We start from the raw sequence: 21,045 nt of genomic DNA on the forward strand, positions 1-21,045 counted from the left end.
GTTTTTCTTAAAAGCAGGCTTTTTAACATCTAGCACATAAAATAAAAATATGGTAAAATTAAAAATAGATTTTTTGGCAGGAATACCTACTGCAAAAAAAAGGAGATAGTATGACTAAAAGAAAAATTTTGGTTACCGGTTCACTGGGACAGATCGGAAGTGAATTGGTTATGTTTTTAAGAAAAGAGTACGGAAACGATAATGTTATAGCTTCCGATATCGAAAAAAAAGATGTACCCAAGGTTATTGGAAGCGGCCCCTTTGAAAAGCTCGATGTCCTTGACGGCAAAAAAACTCTTGAGGTTTGCAAAAAATATAAGGTAAACACGATCATCCACCTTGCAGCCCTTCTTTCAGCCGTTGCCGAAAAAAATCCTCAATTAGCCTATCAGATTAACCTTACAGGTTTACACAATATGTTGGAACTTTCACGAGAACAAAAATATTCTCTTTTTGTGCCCAGCTCAATCGCAGCCTTCGGCCCTTCGACCCCTGCCGATAAGACTCCGCAGGATACAATCCAGAGGCCTACCTCAATGTACGGTGTTACAAAGGTTGCCGGAGAACTTTTGTGCGATTACTATCACCAAAAATTCGGCGTAGACACAAGAGGTGTACGCTTCCCCGGCCTTATTTCCTATGAGGCCCTCCCCGGCGGCGGAACAACCGACTACGCTGTTCATATCTACTATGAAGCCTTAAAGCAAGGCGCCTATACTTCCTTTATCAAAAAAGGAACTCTTATGGACATGATGTACATGCCCGATGCCTTAAACGCTATCTTTAAACTTCTTGAGGCAGACCCTGCAAAATTAAAACACAGAAACGCCTTTAATATCACCGCTATGAGCTTTGCTCCCGAAACGATAGCTGCCGAAATTAAAAAGCATATTCCCAAATTTAAGATGAGCTATGATGTCGACCCCGTACGTCAGGCTATAGCAGATTCTTGGCCTAACTCCCTCGATGATTCTTGTGCAAAAAAAGAATGGGGTTGGAAGCCTAAGTATAATCTTGAAAGCATGACAAAGGATATGCTCGAAAAATTGAGCGAAAAATTAGGAATCGAGCTTCCTAATGCAAAACCTTCTACAGTAAAGGTAAGCACTGCTAAGACTCCTGCCGCTAAAAAACCGGCGACGCCTGCAGAAAAGGCTCCCAAGACAGCTGCAAAGAAACCGGCAGCCAAACCTTCCAAGGGAACTGCAAAAAAGAAGTAAACCTTGACTTTTAAAAAAAGAGTTTTTTAAAAGAACTTTAGGAGGGCTATGAAAGAAGCGGAATTTTGGAAAAAAGAATCTTCTTTTTTAGAAAATGAAGACGATAAAATACGCTGCCTTTTATGCCCTCACAGATGTCTTATAAAAGAGGGACAAAGCTCCCGATGCCTTAGCCGCAAAAACATGGGCGGAAAACTTTACAGCTTAAACTACGGCAAGGTTTTGGGAGCAGCCCTCGACCCAATCGAAAAAAAGCCCCTATACAGGTTTTATCCTTCTACTTATATCTTCTCGGTAGGAACCTTCGGCTGTAACTTTGACTGCCTATTTTGTCAAAACCATTTCCTTGTTCATTCCGTTCCAATAGAAGAAAAAACAGAAAAGAAACCTAACAATTATCGGGATGAGGTCAGCCCTGAGGAGCTGATTGGGGCTGTTTTAAAAACGCCCTCTATCGGCATAGCTTTTACTTATAACGAGCCCACGATTTGGTATGAGTATATAAAGGATGTCCTCCCGCTTGCAAAAGAAAAAGATTTAAAAACAGTGCTTGTAACAAACGGCTTTATCGAAGAAGAACCCTTACATAAAATTCTTCCGATGGTTGACGCTATGAATATCGATCTAAAGTCATTTTCTCCGCAGTTTTATACCAAGGTCTGTAAGGGAAAAATAGAACCTGTAATAAACACTATAAAAAAAGCTGCCCCACAAATTCATGTTGAAGTTACCTGCTTGGTTATAGAAGGATATAACAGCGGCGACGATGAAATAGACGCCCTCTCCCAAATGCTTTCAAAAATAAGACCCGACATACCTCTTCATATCTCGGCCTTCTACCCTGCCTACAAGATAAGGGATAAGCCCCCCACAAGGCCTGAAACAATCAGGCACCTATGTAAGACAGCCCAAAGAAATTTAAAATATGTTTATCCGGGGAATATTTAAGATTCTCTAAATTTTTTCTATCCAGCCCCTTTCAGCACCTATCGAGGTATTGGAACCGTGCCCGGGATAAACAGTAGTGTCATCCGGCAAATTTAAAAGAGATTTTAGTGAAGCCTTCATCTTCTGATCGTCTCCGCCCAAAAGGTCTGTTCTCCCATGGGAGCGGTAAAAAAGGGTATCTCCCGAAAAGAGTACTTTTGCTTCCTCATTCCAAAAGCAAACCGAGCCTTCTGTATGCCCGGGAGTATATAAAACCTTAAAACCGTTTACAATATCTCCGTCTTTTAACAAGGCAGTAGGCTCCGGAAAATCGTATTTTAAAGCTTTTATATATCTTTCTGCACGGATTTGGCTAAAACATGCAATATGCTTTTCTTTTCCGTTTTTGCCCAGATATCCTGCATCTGCATGATGAATCCACAAAGAAGAACCGGGATATTTCAACATAAGTTCTGGCACACCGCCCACATGGTCAAAATGTCCGTGGGTAAGCATAATCTCGAGTCTTTCGGCATTTTTATTTTTTAGGTATTCCATCAATTCCTCATCCGTGCCGCCCGGATCAACGAGGAGAATCGTTTTTTTATCCAAGGGAAGAGCCCAAGTCTTTACAAAAAGCGGGCCGGTATAAATCTCCGTAATTTCCATACCTTTTTTATACGGCAATTCGGCAAAAATGTCAATTGCGATGATAAGAAGAAGGGAGGCCTATTTCTTTGCGGTACTTATTTACAGTTCTTACGGCGATATCGATTCCGCGTTCTTTTAAGATTTGCGAAATACGGGCATCGGTTTTTTTTTCGGTATCCGATTCGATGATTTCTTGTATTGCTTTTTCTACAAAGTCTTTTGATAGTCCGCCGCTTACTTCCGGCGAAAATAGGTCTTTAATTTCAAAGATGCCCCACTCGCATCTTATATATTTTTGGTTTGAAACTCTCGAAACGGTAGAAGGGCTTAGGCCCACAATTTCTGCAATATCGATTTGTTTCAATGGCTTTAAATAACCTGCCTGCATTTTTTCACTCTCCCCTTCAGAGGACGGTTTGCAGGGGCGGCCTAAAAAAAAGGCCTCTTGAAAATTTACAAGAGCAGTTAAGACCTTTAGTATAGTCTGATTGCGGTAGGCAAGCACATTCATAAAAAGAGCTGCCTTGTTTAAAAACTCCGAAGCCTGTTTTTTTTCTTCTTTTGAACCGGAATTTTTTATTTTTTCATATTCGGGCGAAATCTCCAAGGCAGGAACTTCCTCATCATTTATTATAATCTTAAGCTCATTCCCTTCCCGTTTTATCTCGGCAATCGGCGTAATAAATTTTTCGCCGTCTCCTTTGCTTGCATAGATAAGGCCCGGCTTGGGGTTTAAGGCACCTATCAGTCCTGCAAGTTCTTCCGCCGTTTCAAAATCTATATCGATTTTTTTTTGAGCAAGTTTTTTTATAAAAAGTTTTAAATCTGAAACAAAGACAAGAATTTCATAGTGTTCTTTTATTATCTTTACACAAAGAGAATGTATGGTTTTATAAATATCAAGGATTTCATGCGTTTTGGGCGACTCGCAAAGGATTCCGGCCTGCACAATAAGCGATTCTTTAAAACCGGAACAGGCACAGCCTATCGGCTCAAACCGCCTGACAATGTTAAGAGCTTTTTTTATTTCAGCATGGTTTATCTTTTTTTCGGCAAGCAAGTCTGCAAAAAGTTCTTCAAGAGGCACCCAATAAAAACCGTTTTGATCCAAATTTTGAATTATGAGCATTGCCGCATCTAGGACATATTCGTCCGCAATCGATTCTCCGGCTTGTTCAATCAGATGAGCTTGAAGGGTTTTGCGGGAATCATCTTCGATGCTCTCCAAAAAACTTTGATGCTTATCCCCCTCTTCAGCAGAGGCGGCACTCACTCGGGAAGAGGTTTTAAAAATAAGGGCCGGATTCCGCTTTACTTCTTTTATTACCTCTTCCTGAAGTTCTTCGCTCGATAAATTAAGCAGGGCAACAGCATTCAGCATCTGCTGGTTCATCACCATTTTTTGAGATAGAATCTGCTGCTGCCTTTGCTTTAATAACATTTATTTTTACCTTAGAGCGTGCAGTTAAAATCCTTTACCAAGATGCCGGGAAGCGAAGCTCCTCCTGTGCTTCTTCTGCCGTAAGTGCCGGTGTTGGCAAAGATGCGGCTTTCCTTTGTTACGGCTAAAAGGTTTTCCCCGAACATATTGTACAAGGATTCGTCCCAACGCATATCGGCAATGGGGGCAACGATTTTTCCGTCTTCTACCCAAAGGCAGGCAAAGCGGGTCATTCCCGTAACGCGGGCCGATGAGGTATCGCTCCAGTTTAGGTAGTTAAAGTTTGAAATATAAATACCCGTACCCAGCTCTTTTACGGCATCAGCTTCGTTTAAGTTTCCCGCTCCGATAACTATTGAACGCATGCTTTCGCTTAAAGGAGCACCGTTGGACTTTACCCCGTACTGGGTTTCGGTTCTTAAACTGACCAAGGTATTTTTAAGCTTACCTTTTTCGATTATGCTTAATTTTTCGGGAGCAAGCTCTCCATTTGAGTTAAAGGCAGGTTCAAGCCCAAGCGAAAAGTCCTGAGTCAAATTAAACTTATCGGAAAAATGCTCTCTTCCCTCTTTTAAGGCAAGGTAAGCACTGGAGCCTTGCTGCATACTCCTTTCGCTAAAACCGTTCCACGAAAAAAAGTCCGTTACATCAAGAAGAGCATCGGCACTTATAAATGCTTTGTATTTTCCGGGGGCTAATTTTTTTTGAGGCGTGTGTAAAACCTCCAAGCCCTTTCGAGCTTGCTCTATCTTTAGCTTATATTGAGCATCACTCCATTCAGTTCCCGAATAAAGAGATTTTATACCGCGGCCGTTTTCGAGCCAAACCGAATAATCCAAAACAAAGGTTTCTGTTTGAAACCAGTGACTTGCCCCTGCAGAAGTTATAACACCCTTACAAATAACGCCCTGAGAATAAAGACCTGCAAAGTCAAGGTCTTTAACGGGAGATAAAATAGTTTCGGGTATCTTATCTTCGGGCAAAAGTTTTCCCGTATATATTGCCGAAGAGGTTTGCGAGGCTTCGGGAATTGACTGGTACTTGTCTTCGGGCAGAAGCATTATAGAGTCTCTAGCTTCTTGAAGAGCCTCTGCAGCCATCCTCTTATCTTTTTCCATACTCATCTGAATACCGAAACTGAAATTATGGGTGCGGTTCTTTTTCCAAAAAGTACAAGAAAAATAACCTTGATCAACCATTCCGTTTTGGCGTACCTTAGCCTTGCTAAAGCGCATAAAATAGCTTTTTTCGCCCGAAAAAGAAATCGAAATTTTTTCTCCCTCAAGCAGTTCAGAAAGCATAAAATCGGCAATCGATTCAAAATATTCTTTAAAACTCATTTTCATTTTCCGCCTCCAAAAACTTCTACATCAGAAAATGCGCATACAGGACTTGCGTGTCCTACACTGATAACCTGATTCGGTTCTCCCTTACCGCAGTTAGGCGTTCCGTAAACATGGAATGTGGATTTGTCGCCTACGGCACAGAGGTTTCGACAAAAGTTTTGAGATACACCTCGGTAGTTCGGGTCGCGTACGGTTTTCGTAATTTTTCCGTTTTCGATTAATTGGCCGTATTCGCATCCGAATTGAAATTTATTGCGGTAATCGTCTATCGACCATGAGCGGTTAGATGTCATAATAATTCCTTTTTCGATTGAAGAAATTATTTGATCAAAGCTGCTGGTTCCCGGTTCAAGGTTTAGGTTTGCCATTCTGTCTATCGGCGGACGATTCCACGAGGTTGCTCTTTGGTTTGCGACCATCTTGTCCGGCGGAACGGGTTTGCCTGCATAGAGGCGGACTGCACTTTCAAGGCTTCCCAAGGCGCAAACTAAGATTCCGTCCTTGATTATAAATGTTTTCTTTGCCTGAGCCCCTGTTTGGTCGGCGGCAAATGTGGCAAGCTGATATGGAATCGTAGGATCGTAGCAGATATTCATAAGCTTTGAGCCGTATTGGAAGCTTCCTATATCTTCAGGCTTTATAAAACTGCCGCCTGCAAAGTTTCTTTCATCACCTAAAATGCGGTCAATTTCCAAGGGGTGGCCGACGCTTTCGTGAATTTGTAAAAGCATTTGGTCGGGCATAAGAACGAGGGTGCGCCTGTCGGAAGGACAGGACTCGGCTCCCAAGAGCTCTATTACTTCATTCCCTACCCGTTTGGCTTCTACCTTGGATTTGGCAAAGTTTAAAAACTCATAGCCTCCCTGAAAGGTACGGGCACCTGAGCCATTATAAGTCCGTCTTTGAATTATGTCGCCTCGGCGGGCAGCGGCACCGAAACTTGAACCTATTGTGTAAAAATCTTGTAAGATTTTTGCCCCGCCTGAGCTTAAAAGCTCTATCATCTCTTCGCCTAAATTTACATAAGCATGAGTGTCAATAACTTCATCAGAGACTTTTAAAATATTGCATATCTCAAAAAGATAATCGAAAATTTCCGTTTTGGAAGGGCGGGTCTTTTTACCCCTAAGAGTCTCGTATTTTAATTCCGTATCCGGCCTGACATTTTTGTCAAAATCGGCAATCTTAAAGGCCGAAGCGGTTTGAGCGGCATTAAAGGCTTGACAGGCAGCTTCGGCAGCTCCTTGAGGCGTCATGTTTTGAGTTGCCCCATAAGCAATATGCCCCTTATACAAGACTTCAACCATAAAACCCTGATCAAGCCCATAACCGGAAGATTCAAAAGCTCCATCTTGAGCCTCAAAAGAAGTTTCCCTTGTGCGGTGAATGCGTAAAGTTACAAGCTCCGCCTTAGGAACGGCGTTTTTTGCAGCTTCAAGCAGACTTTCCGATGTATAAATCATATTTCCCCCTAAATAATTACTAGAGCTATTATATCAAAAAGAGGCAGATTTTGCAATTGAAAAAAAAGGAAAAGATCAAACAGGATATTATGGAGTTACAATAGGACCTAAAAATGCTTTTTACTCAAAGCTGTTTTTATCGGCGGCGCCGCTGACATCGACGGGGTATTTACCGTCAAAGCAGGCACAGCAAAAGCGGGTGTTTGCTCCGGCATCCTTCATCGCTTTGAGCATACTTTCTTGGGATAGATAAACTAAGGAGTCTGCACCGATGTGTTCCCTGATTTCTTCAACCGATTTTTTGTGAGCGATGAGGTTTTCGGGGTCTCCCATATCTACACCCATAAAGCAGGAGTATCGTACCGGAGGAGAAGATATTCTGATGTGTACTTCTTTTGCACCCGCTCCCCTAAGCATTTTGATTAAGGGCCCCATGGTGCTTCCTCTGACGATGCTGTCATCTACCACAACAATGCGTTTTCCTTGGACAGCTTCGGAAAGAACATTGAACTTCATCGCAACACCTTGGTCACGCAATTTTTGGGTAGGCTGAATAAAGGTGCGTCCTATGTAGCGGTTTTTTGAAAAGCCTTCATCATAGGGAATACCCGATTCTTGAGAGTAGCCTATGGCTGCCGAACGGGACGAGTCGGGAATGGCTATAACTATATCGGCCTCAACGGGAGAGCTCTTTGCAAGCTCCTTTCCGAAATTTACACGGGATACATGAACCGAAGCATTGTTCCAAACCGAGTCGGGGCGGGCAAAATAGACATACTCAAAAATACATGGGGAAAGAGGCTCCTTAGGCGGAATACGCATACAAAGCTCGGCTCCGTTATCGACAAGTTTTAGAATCTCACCGGCTTTTACCTCAGTAACATCCTTACAGCCCAGCGTTAAAAGAGCACAAGATTCGCTTGCCGCAACCGATACTCCGTCCTGAAAACTTCCGGCACAAAGAGGCCTGAAGCCCCAAGGGTCTCTGGCTATGTAAATGCCTTCAACCGTTAAAACGGCAATCGAAAAAGCTCCTTCCCATTCTCGCATACATGAAGCTATACGCTCCGCCCAAGAATCGCCCTTGGCAGCTGCAAGCATCATAATCATAACTTCGGTATCGGAGGTAGAAGAAAGCCCTACCCCTCTTTCCAAAAGTGTTTTTCTTAAATGCGGGGCATTTACAAGGTTTCCGTTATGAGCAAGGGCTATAGGCCCGTGCATTGTTTCTATATAAAAGGGCTGGATATTTCCAAAAGAAGAAGAACCTGTAGTCGAGTAGCGGGTGTGGCCGATGGCAGCATAACCTTGGAGATTCGATATATCGTGTTCGGTAAAAATGTTGGAAACAAGGCCCGGTTTTTTGAAGACTCGGATATGTTTTCCGTTTGAAACAGCCATTCCGGCGGCCTCTTGTCCCCTGTGTTGAAGAGAAAAAAGAGCATAAAAAACCGAGCGGGCAGCGTCATCCGGCCTGAAAGGCAGCCTTTCCGGATTTTCTGTCTTATAGGAGTTTGAATCCCAGACAGCTGCAATTCCGCATTCTTCCCCCAAACTCGATTTAAAAATATCATCCTTGCTCATTTTACCCTATTCTCCTCAAATCTAATCAAAAAAAACAAAGGGAGACCTCTCATCTTATAGAAAGAGCCTCCCTCTTCGGCATTTTAAGAACTTTTAAACCTGATCGATTAATGAAAGTCTTTAGGTCGTCGTTCAACTCTTTTACACTTTGAACATTCTGCAATATTTTTAATCTTACCGTTATCGACCATTGTTTTTAATACGATGTCTCCGCCGCAAGGACAATTAAATTTTTGAGTCGCAGCAGCAGTTCGAGAGTTTTTACTTGCACCAGCCATACTTGCCTCCTAGTAAAATATTTATTGTTATGCTAACCTAATAAGTATAAAAAAAAAGTAGCTTTATGTCAATAGAGCCGATTATATTCTATTGTACTACAATATTTACGAGCTTATCGGGCACTGTAATTATCTTTTTAATCTCCTTGCCTTCAATATTGCGGACAGCTCCTTCATTCGATAAAGCAAGGCGTTCCAGTTCCTCTTTAGAGGTTCCTGCTTCTGCCTCAAACTTACCGCGGAGTTTTCCGTTTACCTGTACTACCACAGTGCAGGTTTGGTCAACGCAGAATTTTTCGACAAACATCGGCCAGTGAGAATAGGCTATCGATTCATCATTTCCCATCTTTTGCCAAAGCTCTTCGGCCAAGTGAGGAGCGTAGGGGTTTAAAAGTTTTACAAAATTATACCAAACATAGTGGGGTATTTTTTTGTGCTTTGAAACCTCATTTATAAAAATCATCATCTGGCTTATGGCAGTATTAAAGTTAAGAGAGGCTGTGTCCTCGGTTACCTTTTTTATGGTCTTATTTAAAAGAACTGTCAAGGTCTTGGTTTCAGGGGTCGAGGTATCGTTGACGGGAGTTTTGTATATTTCCCTGTCGGACATATTCCAGATTTTTTCCAAAAACCTGAACACGCCCATGATGCCGCTTGTGTTCCAAGGTTTTGAAACCTCTAAGGGGCCTAAGAACATTTCGTAGAGGCGAAGGGTGTCTGCCCCATATTCCTTTATGATGTCGTCGGGATTGATAACATTCTTTAAGCTCTTGGACATCTTGGCTATTACCTGTTCAAGTTTTTCTCCGGTTTCAATGTCTTCAAATTCGGTTTCAGATATTTTTTTAACCTTATCGACAGGAACAAGGCTTTTGTTTTTTCTCATATAGGCAAAGGAGGTTATCATTCCCTGATTTACAAGCCGTGTAAAGGGTTCTTTTGTAGAAACCAGTCCCAGATCATACAAGACCTTGTGCCAAAACCTTGCATACAATAGGTGGAGAACAGCATGTTCGGTTCCTCCGACATAGAGGTCTACAGGCATCCAGTAATCGCATTTTTCTTTGTCGGCAAAGGCTTCGTTGTTATGAGGGTCTATAAAGCGGAGATAGAACCAGCAAGAACCTGCCCACTGAGGCATCGTATTGGTTTCCCGTTTTGCTTCCTTTCCGCATTTGGGACATTTTGTATTTACCCAAGAGTCGATAGCCGCCAAGGGGCTTTCTCCGGTACCTGTTGGAGCATAGCTTTCTACTTGGGGAAGGGTTAAGGGAAGGTCATGCTCGTCCAGTGGAACTATGCCGCAAGAGGGGCAGTGTACCAATGGTATAGGCTCACCCCAATAGCGCTGACGGCTGAAAATCCAGTCACGGAGTTTATAGTTTACGGCTCTTTTTGCAAGGCCTAAGCTTTCAAGATATTCCGTGATTTTTGTCTTTGCTTCTTCCGTTTTTAGACCGTCAAACTGTTTTGAGTTTACCGAATAGCCGTCCTCGGTTGTACAAGCCTCAGGCTCCTCAGAAAAGTCTCTTTTTCCGCTTTCCCATTCTTCCGCACCGGCTACAACCTTGATTTTAGGCAGATTGAATTGGGCAGCAAACTCAAAGTCTCTTTCATCATGGGCGGGGACAGCCATAATTGCTCCCGTGCCGTAGGAGATTAAAATATAGTCCGAAATCCAGACGGGGATTTTTTGTTCCGTCAATGGATTGATTGCATAGGCTCCCGTAAAAACGCCGGTCTTGTTTTTTGCGAGGTCTGTTCTTTCGAGGTCGCTTTTTTTTGCGGCCTCTTCGATATAAGCGGCGACGGCTTTTTCTTGGCTGCTTGTAGTTATGCTTTTTACGAGCTCGTGTTCCGGGGCCAAGACCATGTAGGTCGCTCCGAAGATAGTGTCGGGGCGGGTTGTATAAACCTTGATTTTTTGTCCGGTTTCTTTTCCGTCCTTATCTACAAGGGCAAAGTCAACCTCGGCTCCCGTACTCTTGCCTATCCAGTTTTTTTGCATGATTTTGATGGATTCGGGCCAGTCAAGTTCATCCAAGTCTTCTAAGAGGCGTTCGGCATATTCGGTTATCTTTAAAATCCACTGCCTCAAGTTTTTGCGTTGAATTTGAGCTCCGCATCTTTCGCATTTTCCGTCCTTTACTTCTTCATTGGCAAGGCCTGTTAAGCAGGAAGGGCACCAGTTGATGGGGGCTTCTTTTTCGTAGGCTAATCCCTTTTTAAATAATTGAAGGAATATCCACTGGGTCCATTTATAATATGATTCTTCACTTGTGGAGATTTCCCTATCCCAGTCATAACTTAAACCTATCGATTTAATCTGCTTTCTAAAGGTTTCCATATTTTTTCGGGTGGTAATAAGAGGATGAACGCCCGTTTTTATGGCATAGTTTTCTGCAGGCAGTCCGAAGGAATCAAAGCCCATCGGGTGGAGTACATTGTATCCGCTCATGCGTAAAAAACGGCTGTAAATATCCGTTGCAGTATAGCCTTCAGGGTGCCCTACATGGAGGCCGTCTCCCGAAGGATAGGGAAACATATCCAAAATATAGAGTCTCTTATCCTTAGGATAATTTTTGTCTTCAACTGTTTTAAATGTTTTATTTTCTTCCCAATATTTTTGCCATTTGGGTTCTATCGTGCTAAAGGGATAAGCCATATTTTACTCCAAGAAAATTGATGAATCTATCAAAATTGACGGAAGATATTTTATAGAAAAGAAGGAGAAAATTCAAGTGCCGTCCAAAAATGTACATCCAGAGTACATTTTTGGACTTCGAGTGTTTTTGTCTCGCAAAAAACTCGGTGTCAAATGCGTACAAGGATGTACGCATTTGACATAACCACGGACATCCTGAGTCCGTTTATGAATGTACATCTTTTTTATTAAACTTTAAACTTTCCTACCTCTGCCGATAGGCTGTCTATATTGCGCTTATTCTTTTGGGTAATATCGCTTACATCCTGTACTGCATTGCTTATCTGAACAGCGCCAGCAGCCATTTCGTTCATGCTGTCCGTTATAACGCGTGTAAGAGCATCAAGTTTTTGCATTTCATTAGCAACATTTTCGCCGCCTCTCAGCATCTCGGCAGAGCCGTCATTTACCTGGTTTGTTACTATATTGATGTCACGGATTGCTGTAAGTACTTCACGGCTGCCGTTTTCCTGTTCCAACATAGCATTCATCAAATTTTGGCTCATTGTTTTTACCTGCTCGGATAAGTTGAAGATAGTGTTAAACTTATCCTCTGTTGTTTTTGCAGCATTCGAAAGCATTTCAATTTCTCCCGAAAGTATTTTAAGGGTTGCGGTAATTGTTTTTCCCTGAGTACTGGATTCTTCTGCGAGCTTGCGTATTTCATCAGCTACAACGGCAAAGCCCTTTCCTGCTTCACCTGCATGAGCAGCTTCAATAGCGGCATTCATAGCTAATAGGTTTGTTTGACTTGCAATATGCTGAATAACATTGCTCGCTTCCAAAAGACCGCCTGATTCTTCAGCTATGCGTTGCGTTACATCGTTTGCTCCGGCAACAGTTTCTTTTCCGTCGGCAGTGGCTGCTGCAAGGGTCTTTATAACATCGTTTGTTTTATCCAGAGTTTGCGTAATTGCAGCAATATTACCTACCATCTGCTCAATCGCTGACGAAGACTCTGCAACGCTTGCTGCCTGATTTTCAATACTTCCGTTAAGATTTTTTATCGTCCGGATAATCTCTCCTACGGTAGCTGCCGTTTCGCTGACACTTGCAGCTTGGGTAAGAGCCTGCTTTTTTACTCCGTCGATATTTGCACTTATCTCATGGACGGCACTGGCTGTTTCAGTCATATTGCTTACAAGTTCCGAACCTGTATTTGTCATCTCATCACTGTTTTCTCCGACTATTTTAATTGATGTACCGATTTTTTCGATTGTTCTATTAAAGTATTCGGATAAGTCCGTTACCTCGTTATTTCCGACCAAGGGCAGGCGGACAGTTAGATCTCCTCCGCCTTGGGCAATTTCCTTGAGTGCAGACACCACAACATTTATGGGCTTTATCATATTATAAGAAACAACAAAAAGTATAGCTAAACTTACTGCTAAAATAGTAAAACCTATAAGCAGCATTTTATTGCGCAGGGCATCAATACTTCCCATAAACTGTTTTATAGGAGCCCTTATAATGACGGTCCAACCGGTGTTATCCATCTTTGCATAAGAGGCTATATAGGACTCCCCCTTATACTCATAAAACCCTACTTCACTTTTTGTGCTGCTCAAAGCTTGTTGCATAAATTTTGCTAAAGAGGCGAAGTCTTTGTTTGTTTTTGCATTATTTAAAATATTATCCTGAGAATTTACCAAATCAAAATTTTTGTGTGCTATTATCGTTCCGGTCAAACCTAAAATATAGCAATTTCCTGTTTCCCCGACTATGATATCATCAATATCGTTGGATAGATGTTCGGCCCCGATCGTGCAGTTTAACACGGCAACAACATTCTTATCTTTGCCGTACACTGGAACTGCAAAGACGAAAACGAGTTTATTAAGAGAGCGGGATAAAATGGGCTCGGATGCAAACCGTTTGCCGCTTACAGCGGATTTAAACCAGTCACGATCCTTTACCGATATAACTTGTCCGTCATTTGTAGTGCGTATTCCAGAAAGATCATATAAATTAAGCTGTTCCAACCTTTCATTAAAAGAGACTTCATTATCCAATATATCGGCTTTTTCATTATATGGGACATTTTTATCGGTTAATATAGGCATACGGGCTATTCCTTCTAAAAATTGAAAGAAAGCTATAACCCTTCCGTCTATAATCTCTGCAGTGTCGGCAGCCTTATCTTTAAGATGAACCTCCACCTTTTCAGTTACGGTTTTTCGCGCAGTACGTACTCCCAAGACACCCAGCGTAAAACCTGCTATAAAAATCAAAGCTCCGACTATAATCAATAGCTTATTCCGCATTGAAAATCTTTTTTTCATTTGTTTTCTCCTTAAGTAAAATAATTCCTAATGTACGATTATGAAATTTTTATAAAACCTATAAATACTATAGATGTTTTAAATAATTAAACAATTCCCCTTTGTCAAGTTTAGGATGTGCTAAGTATTTAATACCTAGTAATAGCGGGGGCTGGTAAGAAATTTAATTTTTAGTAAAAAACACCTGTTTCTACAGTGAACGGCATTATAAGAAAAAGACTATTCACTGTCAAGCTGATAAAGTCAAATAAACAAGACTTTAATAGAAAAATTAACAATAAAAGCCATTAAAGCTTTAGTCTTTAATGGCTTTTATTATGTAGTAAACAAAGATATTATCTTTCTTTTTTTAAAAATGACAGCTTCGTTTCTGAGATTATAATCGCAATAAAAATCAAAATAAAACCTAGAACCGAATATAAATCCAGTTTTTCACCTTTAAAAATCACAGAGAAGATTATACCGAAGATAGATTCAAGACCTAAAATAATCGCGGCGCTTGAAGCGTCAGTATGCTTTTGACCTATGTTTTGCAAAAGAAGAGCAAGGCCTGTACAAATTGCTGCAAGATAAAGGACAGAACCGATGGAAGAAGAACTCCAAACTATTGAACTATTGTCTTCAAATAAAAGCGTTACAATCCATGAAATTAAAGCAGCCGCACCGAATTGAATAATAGTCATCAAAATAGGATCTTTTCCTTTACTTAAACGGGTAATACTTATAATATGGCTGGCAAAAAGCAGTCCGCTTAAGAGAGCGTAAAAATCTCCCATGGTTATACCTACTCCCGACGAAAGGACAAGATCATTAAATGAAACAAGACCAATACCCAAGATACATAAAATTGCAGCTGAAGCATTATACCTATCGGGTCTTACTTTATTTACAGCCCAGCCTAAAAACGGCACAATCACACAATAAGAGGCCGATAGAAAAGCGCTGCGCCCCGGAAGACCGCCGGCAGTTGTAACGCCGAAAGTCTGGCTTGAATAAGCTATAAAAAGGAAAAAGCCTACAATTCCGCCTCTCATAAGATAGTCCTTGTTTATAAGCCTTAATTTTTTATAAAAAACTATACATAACAAGAGACAAGCGATAGTAAACCTTAAACTTAACAAAAAATTAGGCTTAAAAAAATCGGTAGTTTCGCTCACAACAACAAGAGAGCTGCCCCATACAATGGCCACAACCAACAAGGCCAATCGAGATAAAACGGTAATCTTGGTATTATTCAAAATAAATTCCTTTGCATCGTCAGTAAAACGGCAAATGCAAATGCCTCAAAAAGTTCCAGAACGAGCTTTCCTTTTTGAAAAAGGTTATTAAATTGAACCCGATTATACAAAAAAAGAAAAAAAAATACAAGCCGATTACTTTAATATTTTAAACTTCATTAAACCCATGGAAATCAATTTTGTAATATTTTTTTGATAAAAGATATATCCATGAGAGCTTTAAACATAATGTGTGACAAAGAAGATTTAGGTGCATTTTTTTGTTTGTATCGCGAGACCAAATTTAACGCCACTTTCCGTCCTATGTTCAAGGCTTGTTGTAGATTTTTATCTAAAAGCCGACAAAAGTCTTCTCTAAAATGAACATCTAATAACCAATGCATGGTTTCTACAACCCATTCTTTTCTTGCTATATCCAATAGCTGTTGAGCTGTAAGTTTTCTGCTCGAAATATAATAATGCCATTCATCACTCTTTCCTTTCTTACTCTTAAACTCTGAATGAATAGCTCCAATACAGCTTAACCCCTCCCATTCATCCGTATTATCCATCCAACCTAAATTAGTTGTGCAGAAGGCTGTTCGCTTTTCAACTCTTTCACGATTTTTTTCACTTTTACAAGCCGTGTCCATTTGTTTTCTTAGAATTTCATCTTGAACATATTCTTCAATATCCGCTTTTAATAAAGGCTGGTTCCCTTTTACCGACAATAAATAGTCCCCTTTTCCTTCTTTTATGATTTTTGCCGTTTCTTTTTGACAATTTAAGGCATCTGCAACGATTATATGCCCTTTTATATTAAGAGTTTTTATAAGAGATTGAACCGTAGGTATCTCATTTGTCTTTCCTTTAACACACTTTTGTGCCAATGTTATACCAAATTCTGCAACTTGTGCAGAGACTATGTGCAGCGGACTTTCATAGCTGCTCATTTTATCTGTTGAACGGATAGTTTTTCCGTCTATCGCTATTGTAAGAGGCTTTTCTGTACCGTATTCTTTGATAAGAGCTTCAGCCATATTCATAAAACATTCGTTTAATGAGTCTATGTTTATCAATTTAAGTAGACAGGTTAGCCAATAATAGCAAGGTATCTTTTTTTTATGCCGAATTCTTTATTGAGCCTATCTTTTATAATGTCGGCAGTTGCCCATTCGTGTATTTCTCTAATGTTTTTACGGCCGCAAAGAAGTCCAAGTAGTAATATTTTTAAAGCTTCATTTACGCTGTAAAAATATCCGTCGTAATTGCTTATTATTTTGATGTCGTTAAAGTAATCAAATATATTTTCTATTTCCATACCTACATTATCGGCAGTTTTTAGTAAAATTGATTTCCGTGCATTAAACCTGTAACGGCTTGCATATATCCTCAATTTATGGCATTATTAAGCCCATGAAACAATTTTATGCCTGCAAAAACCTTTTAAAGTTTTTTTTTATATTTTACTGATGCTTTTATTTATCCCGCTTTATGCCGAAAATATTTTTCTAGCCGGAAATGAAAACGGGCTATTTGAGATAGAATATCTAAAACCTAGAAAAATTTGGTCGGACGCACAAGTGTTTAAAATATCTAAGGCCGGAAATCAATGGCTTTTTTTAACGGATAAGGGCCTTGCAGCAAGTAAAGATTTAAAACAGTTTTACTACCTCAACGATAATCTTCCCAGAAAAATTATAAAAACAATAGGCCAAGACGGTAACAAAGAATTTATCGAAAAAATCCCTCAGCTTAAAGACTTGGAAGTCCATCCTTTTAATCCAAATATCTTCGTTACAGCAAGCTCGTCAAATGTTTTCTTAACCAGAGATTCGGGTAAAACATGGACAGACCTCGGTTCCAATCATTATGTAAACGGCATAAAAGCCGTTTGCGTTTTAGATATGCCGAATTCTAAGGGTGAAAAAATATTAACAGTTTTTGTTTCTCATTCTTTATCCGGCCTGGCATGGAATCAGCCGGATATAAATTCCAAAGTTTGGAACGACATAAGCGATGGGCTAAAAAAAGGATCCGGAGGAGTTGAAGAAGTTTCAGATATAGCATTTAGTCAAAATGCTTCCGATTTACAAATTTATTGTACTCAAACTTTTTCAGGAATAATTTATAGATTGGATTGGAAAAGAAAATTATTTATACCCATAAATGAAAAAGAACAACAAAAACAAGAACTTGTCTGCATCGACAGCTTAAATATAATTGATAATACGGTCTTTGCTGTAAGCAATACCGGTTTTTTTGAAATGAATTTACTAATGCCCAAAACGGAAACCTTCGGTAATAAAAAATTATTTCAAAATTATAACAAGATAAAAAACTTTATTAAAAATTCAGCCTTTCTATGTGCCTTTGTTCCGCAGAAAATCAGTCCTCTCCAAGGCAATTTGATTTTATCGGAGCTCTGGCTTTTACAAAAAAAAGAACATTACCATACGGCTTATTTAAAAAAAGCCGATGGAAAAAAAGGTATATATATACCGGCACATCAAGCAATGGATGAAAAAAAATTTGAAGACCATCTTAAAACAATCAAGGATAATAAGCTCAATGCCCTTGTTATCGATATGAAGGATGAATACGGCTTTGTCCGCTATGAAAGTAAAAACGAAGACATAAAAAAATATAACGGCATAAAGTATACACTGGATATTGAAAAATTTATAAAAAGAGCAAAGGCGGAAAAGATTTATCTTATAGCCCGAATCGTTGCTTTTAAAGATAAAAATTTATATAGATATAATAACGGACAATATGCAGTTAAGGACAAACAAACAGGAAAGCCTTGGCAAGGCTATAATACCTATGATGGAGAAAAAGAGATTATACAGGAGCATTGGGTAGACCCATATAACGAAGATGTTTGGAAATACAATGTGGATATAGCCGACGAACTGTGTAAACTTGGCTTTGACGAAATTCAATTCGACTATATCCGTTTTCCTACTGACGGCTTAAACCTATCAGACGCTCAATATCCTGCACGAGAAAAAGGCATGGATGCGGTCAGTGCCCTGATGTCTTTTTTGGCCTATTCGCGCGAAAGAATTAAAGCTCCTATTTCTATAGATATTTACGGAGCAAACGGCTGGCACCGCACAGGAGCCCGCACGGGACAGGATGTAGAACTTCTTGCAGAATATGTGGATGTTATCTGCCCTATGTTTTATCCCAGTCATTTTTCTCAAAGTTTTTTGGCTTATCAGCCTGCCGAAGAAAGACCTTATAGGATTTATCATCAAGGTTCATATAGAAACAAATCGATTGCCCGCAATAAGGTAATTGTACGCCCTTGGGCTCAAGCCTTTTTTATTCCGGTTTCTTATGACAAAAAATACTATGATGAAAATTATGTAAAACGCCAGATTTTAGGAATTAAGGATTCTATAGATGAGGGCTATATCTATTGGAATAATTCGGGACGCTACTTAGATCTGAGACCTGACGGGGAGAGCTTATAATGACGGAACTTACAGCAGCTTCAAAAGAACTTCATTTTATACACCAATGGGGAATAGAAGTAATCAGGGCCGTACAAAATTTTTCGAGTCCTTTTCTTAACGAAGTAATGAAAATTTTTACGGAGGCTTCCACTTACGGATTTGTCGTTTTTATTATAGGCCTATATCTTTGGTGTATAGATTATAAAAAGGGGCTTCATCTTGCCTATGCCGCTGCCTTTACATCGGGACTCAACGGAGGAATTAAGCGGATTTTTAAAATTCCCCGTCCCTTTGCTCATGCTCCTGAAATTATGCTTAAAAGCATAGGCGGTTTTTCAACACCTTCGGGCCATTCTTCGATAAGCGCTTTTATCTATCCGGCAGTTTTGTTTTATAAACCCTTTGGAGAAAACCTCTCAAAAGATGCCCAATCGGCAAAGCCTCAAAAAAGCGGCTCAGCTTCGGTTAAGATAAAAATAGCGGCTGCAATTGTTCTTCCTCTATTGGTAGGTTTTTCACGGGTTTATCTCGGAGTGCATTATCCGACCGATGTCTTATTAGGCTGGGGGCTTGGTGCATTTATCTTTTTAAGTATGATGTTTTTTCTTCCCGCAATCGAAGCAAAGCTTTCTACATTAAATAGAGCAGATGAGAGCGATGCCCAAAATATTAAATTCAAAAAAACTGCATCTATAAGGTTTACCCTTGCGGCTCTTTTTTCGTTTATTCTCATTTTAATTTCGAGAGAAAAGGTAAATGAAGCCGGCCTTATACTTGGACTGGCTTTTGGAAATATCCGTATCCTTGAAAATTCCAAATATAGCTTTGATGCTTCTTCGGGAACTTGGATTCAAAAACTTTTACGTTTTATAATCGGGTCTGCTCTTTCCTGTATTCCGATTATGATTTTTTATCTTTTAAAAATAGATTCAAGCTATGCACAATACAGGCTCTACCGATTTTTGGAATTTTTTGCAGTAGGTCTTATTGCCTCAGGGCTTGCTCCGATAATATTTTGCCGCTTAAAAATTTCGGGAGAAGATAATGCAGATTGGTAAATATGCTCTGGACGATCCTATAGCTGCAATAGCTACTGCCCTAAGCCCTGCAGCTTTGGGCATTGTCCGCACTTCGGGGAAGGGGGCGATAGACCTTGCTTCTGCAATTTTTTCAAAGCCCGAAAAACTAAAAGAAGCTCAAGGCAACACTATCCTGCACGGCTGGGTTTTAGACCCCGAATCAAAAAAAGAAGTTGATGAGGTTACGGTCTGCGTTTATCGGGAACCTAAAAGTTTTACGGGAGAGGATTCCGTCGAGTTTATCTGCCATGGCGGAACTGCCGTAGTTTTAAAAATTTACCGCCTTTTAATCGAAAACGGTTTTAGAGCGGCCGAGGGCGGGGAGTTTACATTCCGTGCCTTTGCGAACGGAAAGGCCGACCTAACGCGGGCTGAAGCTGTAAACGAAATCATCAATTCAAAAACCGATATAAATATAGAACTTGCAGCAGGCCGCCTGTCGGGAAATCTTTTTTCGGGAATAGAGGAAATAAAGCACGGACTCACGGCTGTCATCGCTGCGGCCGATGTTGAAATAGAATATCCCGAAGATGAGGAAACAAGCCAAGGGGCCTTTTCCCCCGATTTGATTTTACGGATTATCGAACCTTTAAAAAAATTAGCCGATTCATGGGCAGCTGAAAAAATCTTTATTCAAGGAGCTAAGGTTGTTCTTGCAGGTAAGACCAATGCAGGAAAGTCCTCTCTCTTTAACGCCCTCCTAAAAGAAGACAGGGCAATAGTTTCGGATATTCACGGGACTACAAGGGACTGGCTTGAAGCTTCCCTAAACTTTAACGGCATCCCCGTAAGCCTTTACGATACGGCGGGTATACGCTATACTCAGGATTCGATAGAAGCTATCGGTGTCGAGCGGAGCTTGGAGATGAGCCGGAATGCCGACCTCATCCTCTACCTTTGCGACCCTAAAGATATCTTGTCCGCAGGCAGTTTAAACAAGGATGATTCCGAGTTTATAAAAAATGCAAAGGCTCCTGTAATTACGGTTATCACAAAAGAGGACTTACTCGATACCGAGTTAAAAGGAAAAATAAAAGAAATCTTAAAAGCCGAAAAAATTAAAGAGCCCATAATAATTTCATCAAAGGCTTCTAACGGAATTAAGGCTTTGTCCGAAAAGGCCTATTCTGTTCTTGCAAAAGATACAGGCAGCTCCGGCTTTTCAAAAACAGCTTCCCTCGGAAGTGAAAGGCAGAGGGATGCCGTTCAAAAGGCCTTGGATGTGCTTAAAACAGCCTATCAAAATTCTCTTGAAGGCTTTCCCCTCGACCTCATCGTAGAAGACCTTGAAGAAGCCTTAAGCTTTTTAGGCGAAATTACCGGAGAAGTCCGCTCCGACGATATCCTTGACAAGGTCTTTTCAGGCTTTTGTGTCGGAAAGTAATAAAC

Annotated in this window: 15 protein-coding genes and 1 pseudogene; 5 read left to right on the top strand and 11 right to left on the bottom strand. The window is 40.5% G+C overall.

The features are described 5' to 3' along the window. Positions 1–110: 110 nt before the first annotated feature. Positions 111–1,220: an L-threonine 3-dehydrogenase gene (locus E4N78_RS10000; protein ID WP_255810408.1), complete on the top strand. Its 1,110-nt coding sequence runs from the start codon at positions 111–113 to the stop codon at positions 1,218–1,220. Positions 1,221–1,268: 48 nt separating this feature from the next. Then, the gene (amrS, locus tag E4N78_RS10005; RefSeq protein ID WP_255810409.1) at positions 1,269–2,168 is read left to right on the top strand and encodes an AmmeMemoRadiSam system radical SAM enzyme; all 900 of its coding nucleotides are present in this window, start codon (positions 1,269–1,271) and stop codon (positions 2,166–2,168) included. Between the two features lie 6 nt (positions 2,169–2,174). On the opposite strand, the gene E4N78_RS10010 is transcribed toward amrS, so the two are convergent. The 11 genes and pseudogenes from E4N78_RS10010 to E4N78_RS10060 all read right to left on the bottom strand — a co-directional run bounded on the left by E4N78_RS10010 (position 2,175) and on the right by E4N78_RS10060 (position 16,434). Then, on the bottom strand, positions 2,175–2,816 hold the full coding sequence (locus E4N78_RS10010; RefSeq protein ID WP_255810410.1) for an MBL fold metallo-hydrolase: 642 nt from the start codon (positions 2,814–2,816) through the stop codon (positions 2,175–2,177). 31 nt (positions 2,817–2,847) lie between these two features. Then, a complete protein-coding gene (gene rpoN / locus E4N78_RS10015) occupies positions 2,848–4,239 on the bottom strand; it encodes an RNA polymerase factor sigma-54 (protein WP_255810411.1) in 1,392 nt (463 codons plus the stop codon). A gap of 11 nt (positions 4,240–4,250) precedes the next feature. Continuing rightward, positions 4,251–5,585, bottom strand: a complete 1,335-nt coding sequence (locus tag E4N78_RS10020) for a TldD/PmbA family protein (protein ID WP_255810412.1) — start codon at positions 5,583–5,585, stop codon at positions 4,251–4,253. Continuing rightward, entirely contained in the window at positions 5,582–7,048 is a 1,467-nt protein-coding gene (locus tag E4N78_RS10025) for a TldD/PmbA family protein (protein WP_255810413.1), read from the bottom strand. The genes E4N78_RS10020 and E4N78_RS10025 overlap by 4 nt, the downstream gene beginning before the upstream one ends. 120 nt (positions 7,049–7,168) lie before the next feature. Next, on the bottom strand, positions 7,169–8,632 hold the full coding sequence (gene purF / locus E4N78_RS10030) for an amidophosphoribosyltransferase (RefSeq protein ID WP_255810414.1): 1,464 nt from the start codon (positions 8,630–8,632) through the stop codon (positions 7,169–7,171). Positions 8,633–8,739: 107 nt separating this feature from the next. Next, positions 8,740–8,910: a hypothetical protein gene (locus E4N78_RS10035; protein WP_002667639.1), complete on the bottom strand. Its 171-nt coding sequence runs from the start codon at positions 8,908–8,910 to the stop codon at positions 8,740–8,742. A gap of 88 nt (positions 8,911–8,998) precedes the next feature. Continuing rightward, positions 8,999–11,575, bottom strand: coding sequence for a leucine--tRNA ligase (gene leuS / locus E4N78_RS10040; RefSeq protein ID WP_255810415.1), 2,577 nt, complete (start codon positions 11,573–11,575; stop codon positions 8,999–9,001). Positions 11,576–11,802: 227 nt separating this feature from the next. Further along, complete coding sequence (locus E4N78_RS10045; RefSeq protein ID WP_255810416.1) at positions 11,803–13,896, bottom strand: methyl-accepting chemotaxis protein; 2,094 nt, start codon at positions 13,894–13,896, stop codon at positions 11,803–11,805. Positions 13,897–14,231: 335 nt separating this feature from the next. Next, positions 14,232–15,244, bottom strand: a pseudogene (locus E4N78_RS10050) (DMT family transporter). A 63-nt stretch (positions 15,245–15,307) separates the two neighbouring features. Beyond that, the gene (locus E4N78_RS10055) at positions 15,308–16,192 is read right to left on the bottom strand and encodes an ISAs1 family transposase (protein ID WP_255810418.1); all 885 of its coding nucleotides are present in this window, start codon (positions 16,190–16,192) and stop codon (positions 15,308–15,310) included. A 14-nt stretch (positions 16,193–16,206) separates the two neighbouring features. Then, positions 16,207–16,434: a hypothetical protein gene (locus E4N78_RS10060; protein ID WP_255810419.1), complete on the bottom strand. Its 228-nt coding sequence runs from the start codon at positions 16,432–16,434 to the stop codon at positions 16,207–16,209. A 151-nt stretch (positions 16,435–16,585) separates the two neighbouring features. On the opposite strand from E4N78_RS10060, the gene E4N78_RS10065 reads away from it, so the two are divergent. From E4N78_RS10065 to mnmE, 3 genes are read left to right on the top strand one after another with little or no spacing between them, the layout of a single operon-like run. Continuing rightward, positions 16,586–18,595 carry a putative glycoside hydrolase gene (locus tag E4N78_RS10065; RefSeq protein WP_255810420.1) on the top strand — a complete coding sequence of 670 codons (2,010 nt, stop codon included), beginning with the start codon at positions 16,586–16,588 and terminating at the stop codon, positions 18,593–18,595. After that, entirely contained in the window at positions 18,595–19,635 is a 1,041-nt protein-coding gene (locus tag E4N78_RS10070) for a phosphatase PAP2 family protein (RefSeq protein ID WP_255810421.1), read from the top strand. The genes E4N78_RS10065 and E4N78_RS10070 overlap by 1 nt, the downstream gene beginning before the upstream one ends. After that, positions 19,622–21,040, top strand: a complete 1,419-nt coding sequence (gene mnmE / locus E4N78_RS10075; protein WP_255810422.1) for a tRNA uridine-5-carboxymethylaminomethyl(34) synthesis GTPase MnmE — start codon at positions 19,622–19,624, stop codon at positions 21,038–21,040. The genes E4N78_RS10070 and mnmE overlap by 14 nt, the downstream gene beginning before the upstream one ends. The last annotated feature ends 5 nt before the right edge of the window (positions 21,041–21,045 follow it).

The organism is Treponema denticola, from assembly GCF_024400535.1.
GTDB classification, from domain to species: Bacteria; Spirochaetota; Spirochaetia; order Treponematales; family Treponemataceae; genus Treponema_B; species Treponema_B denticola_C.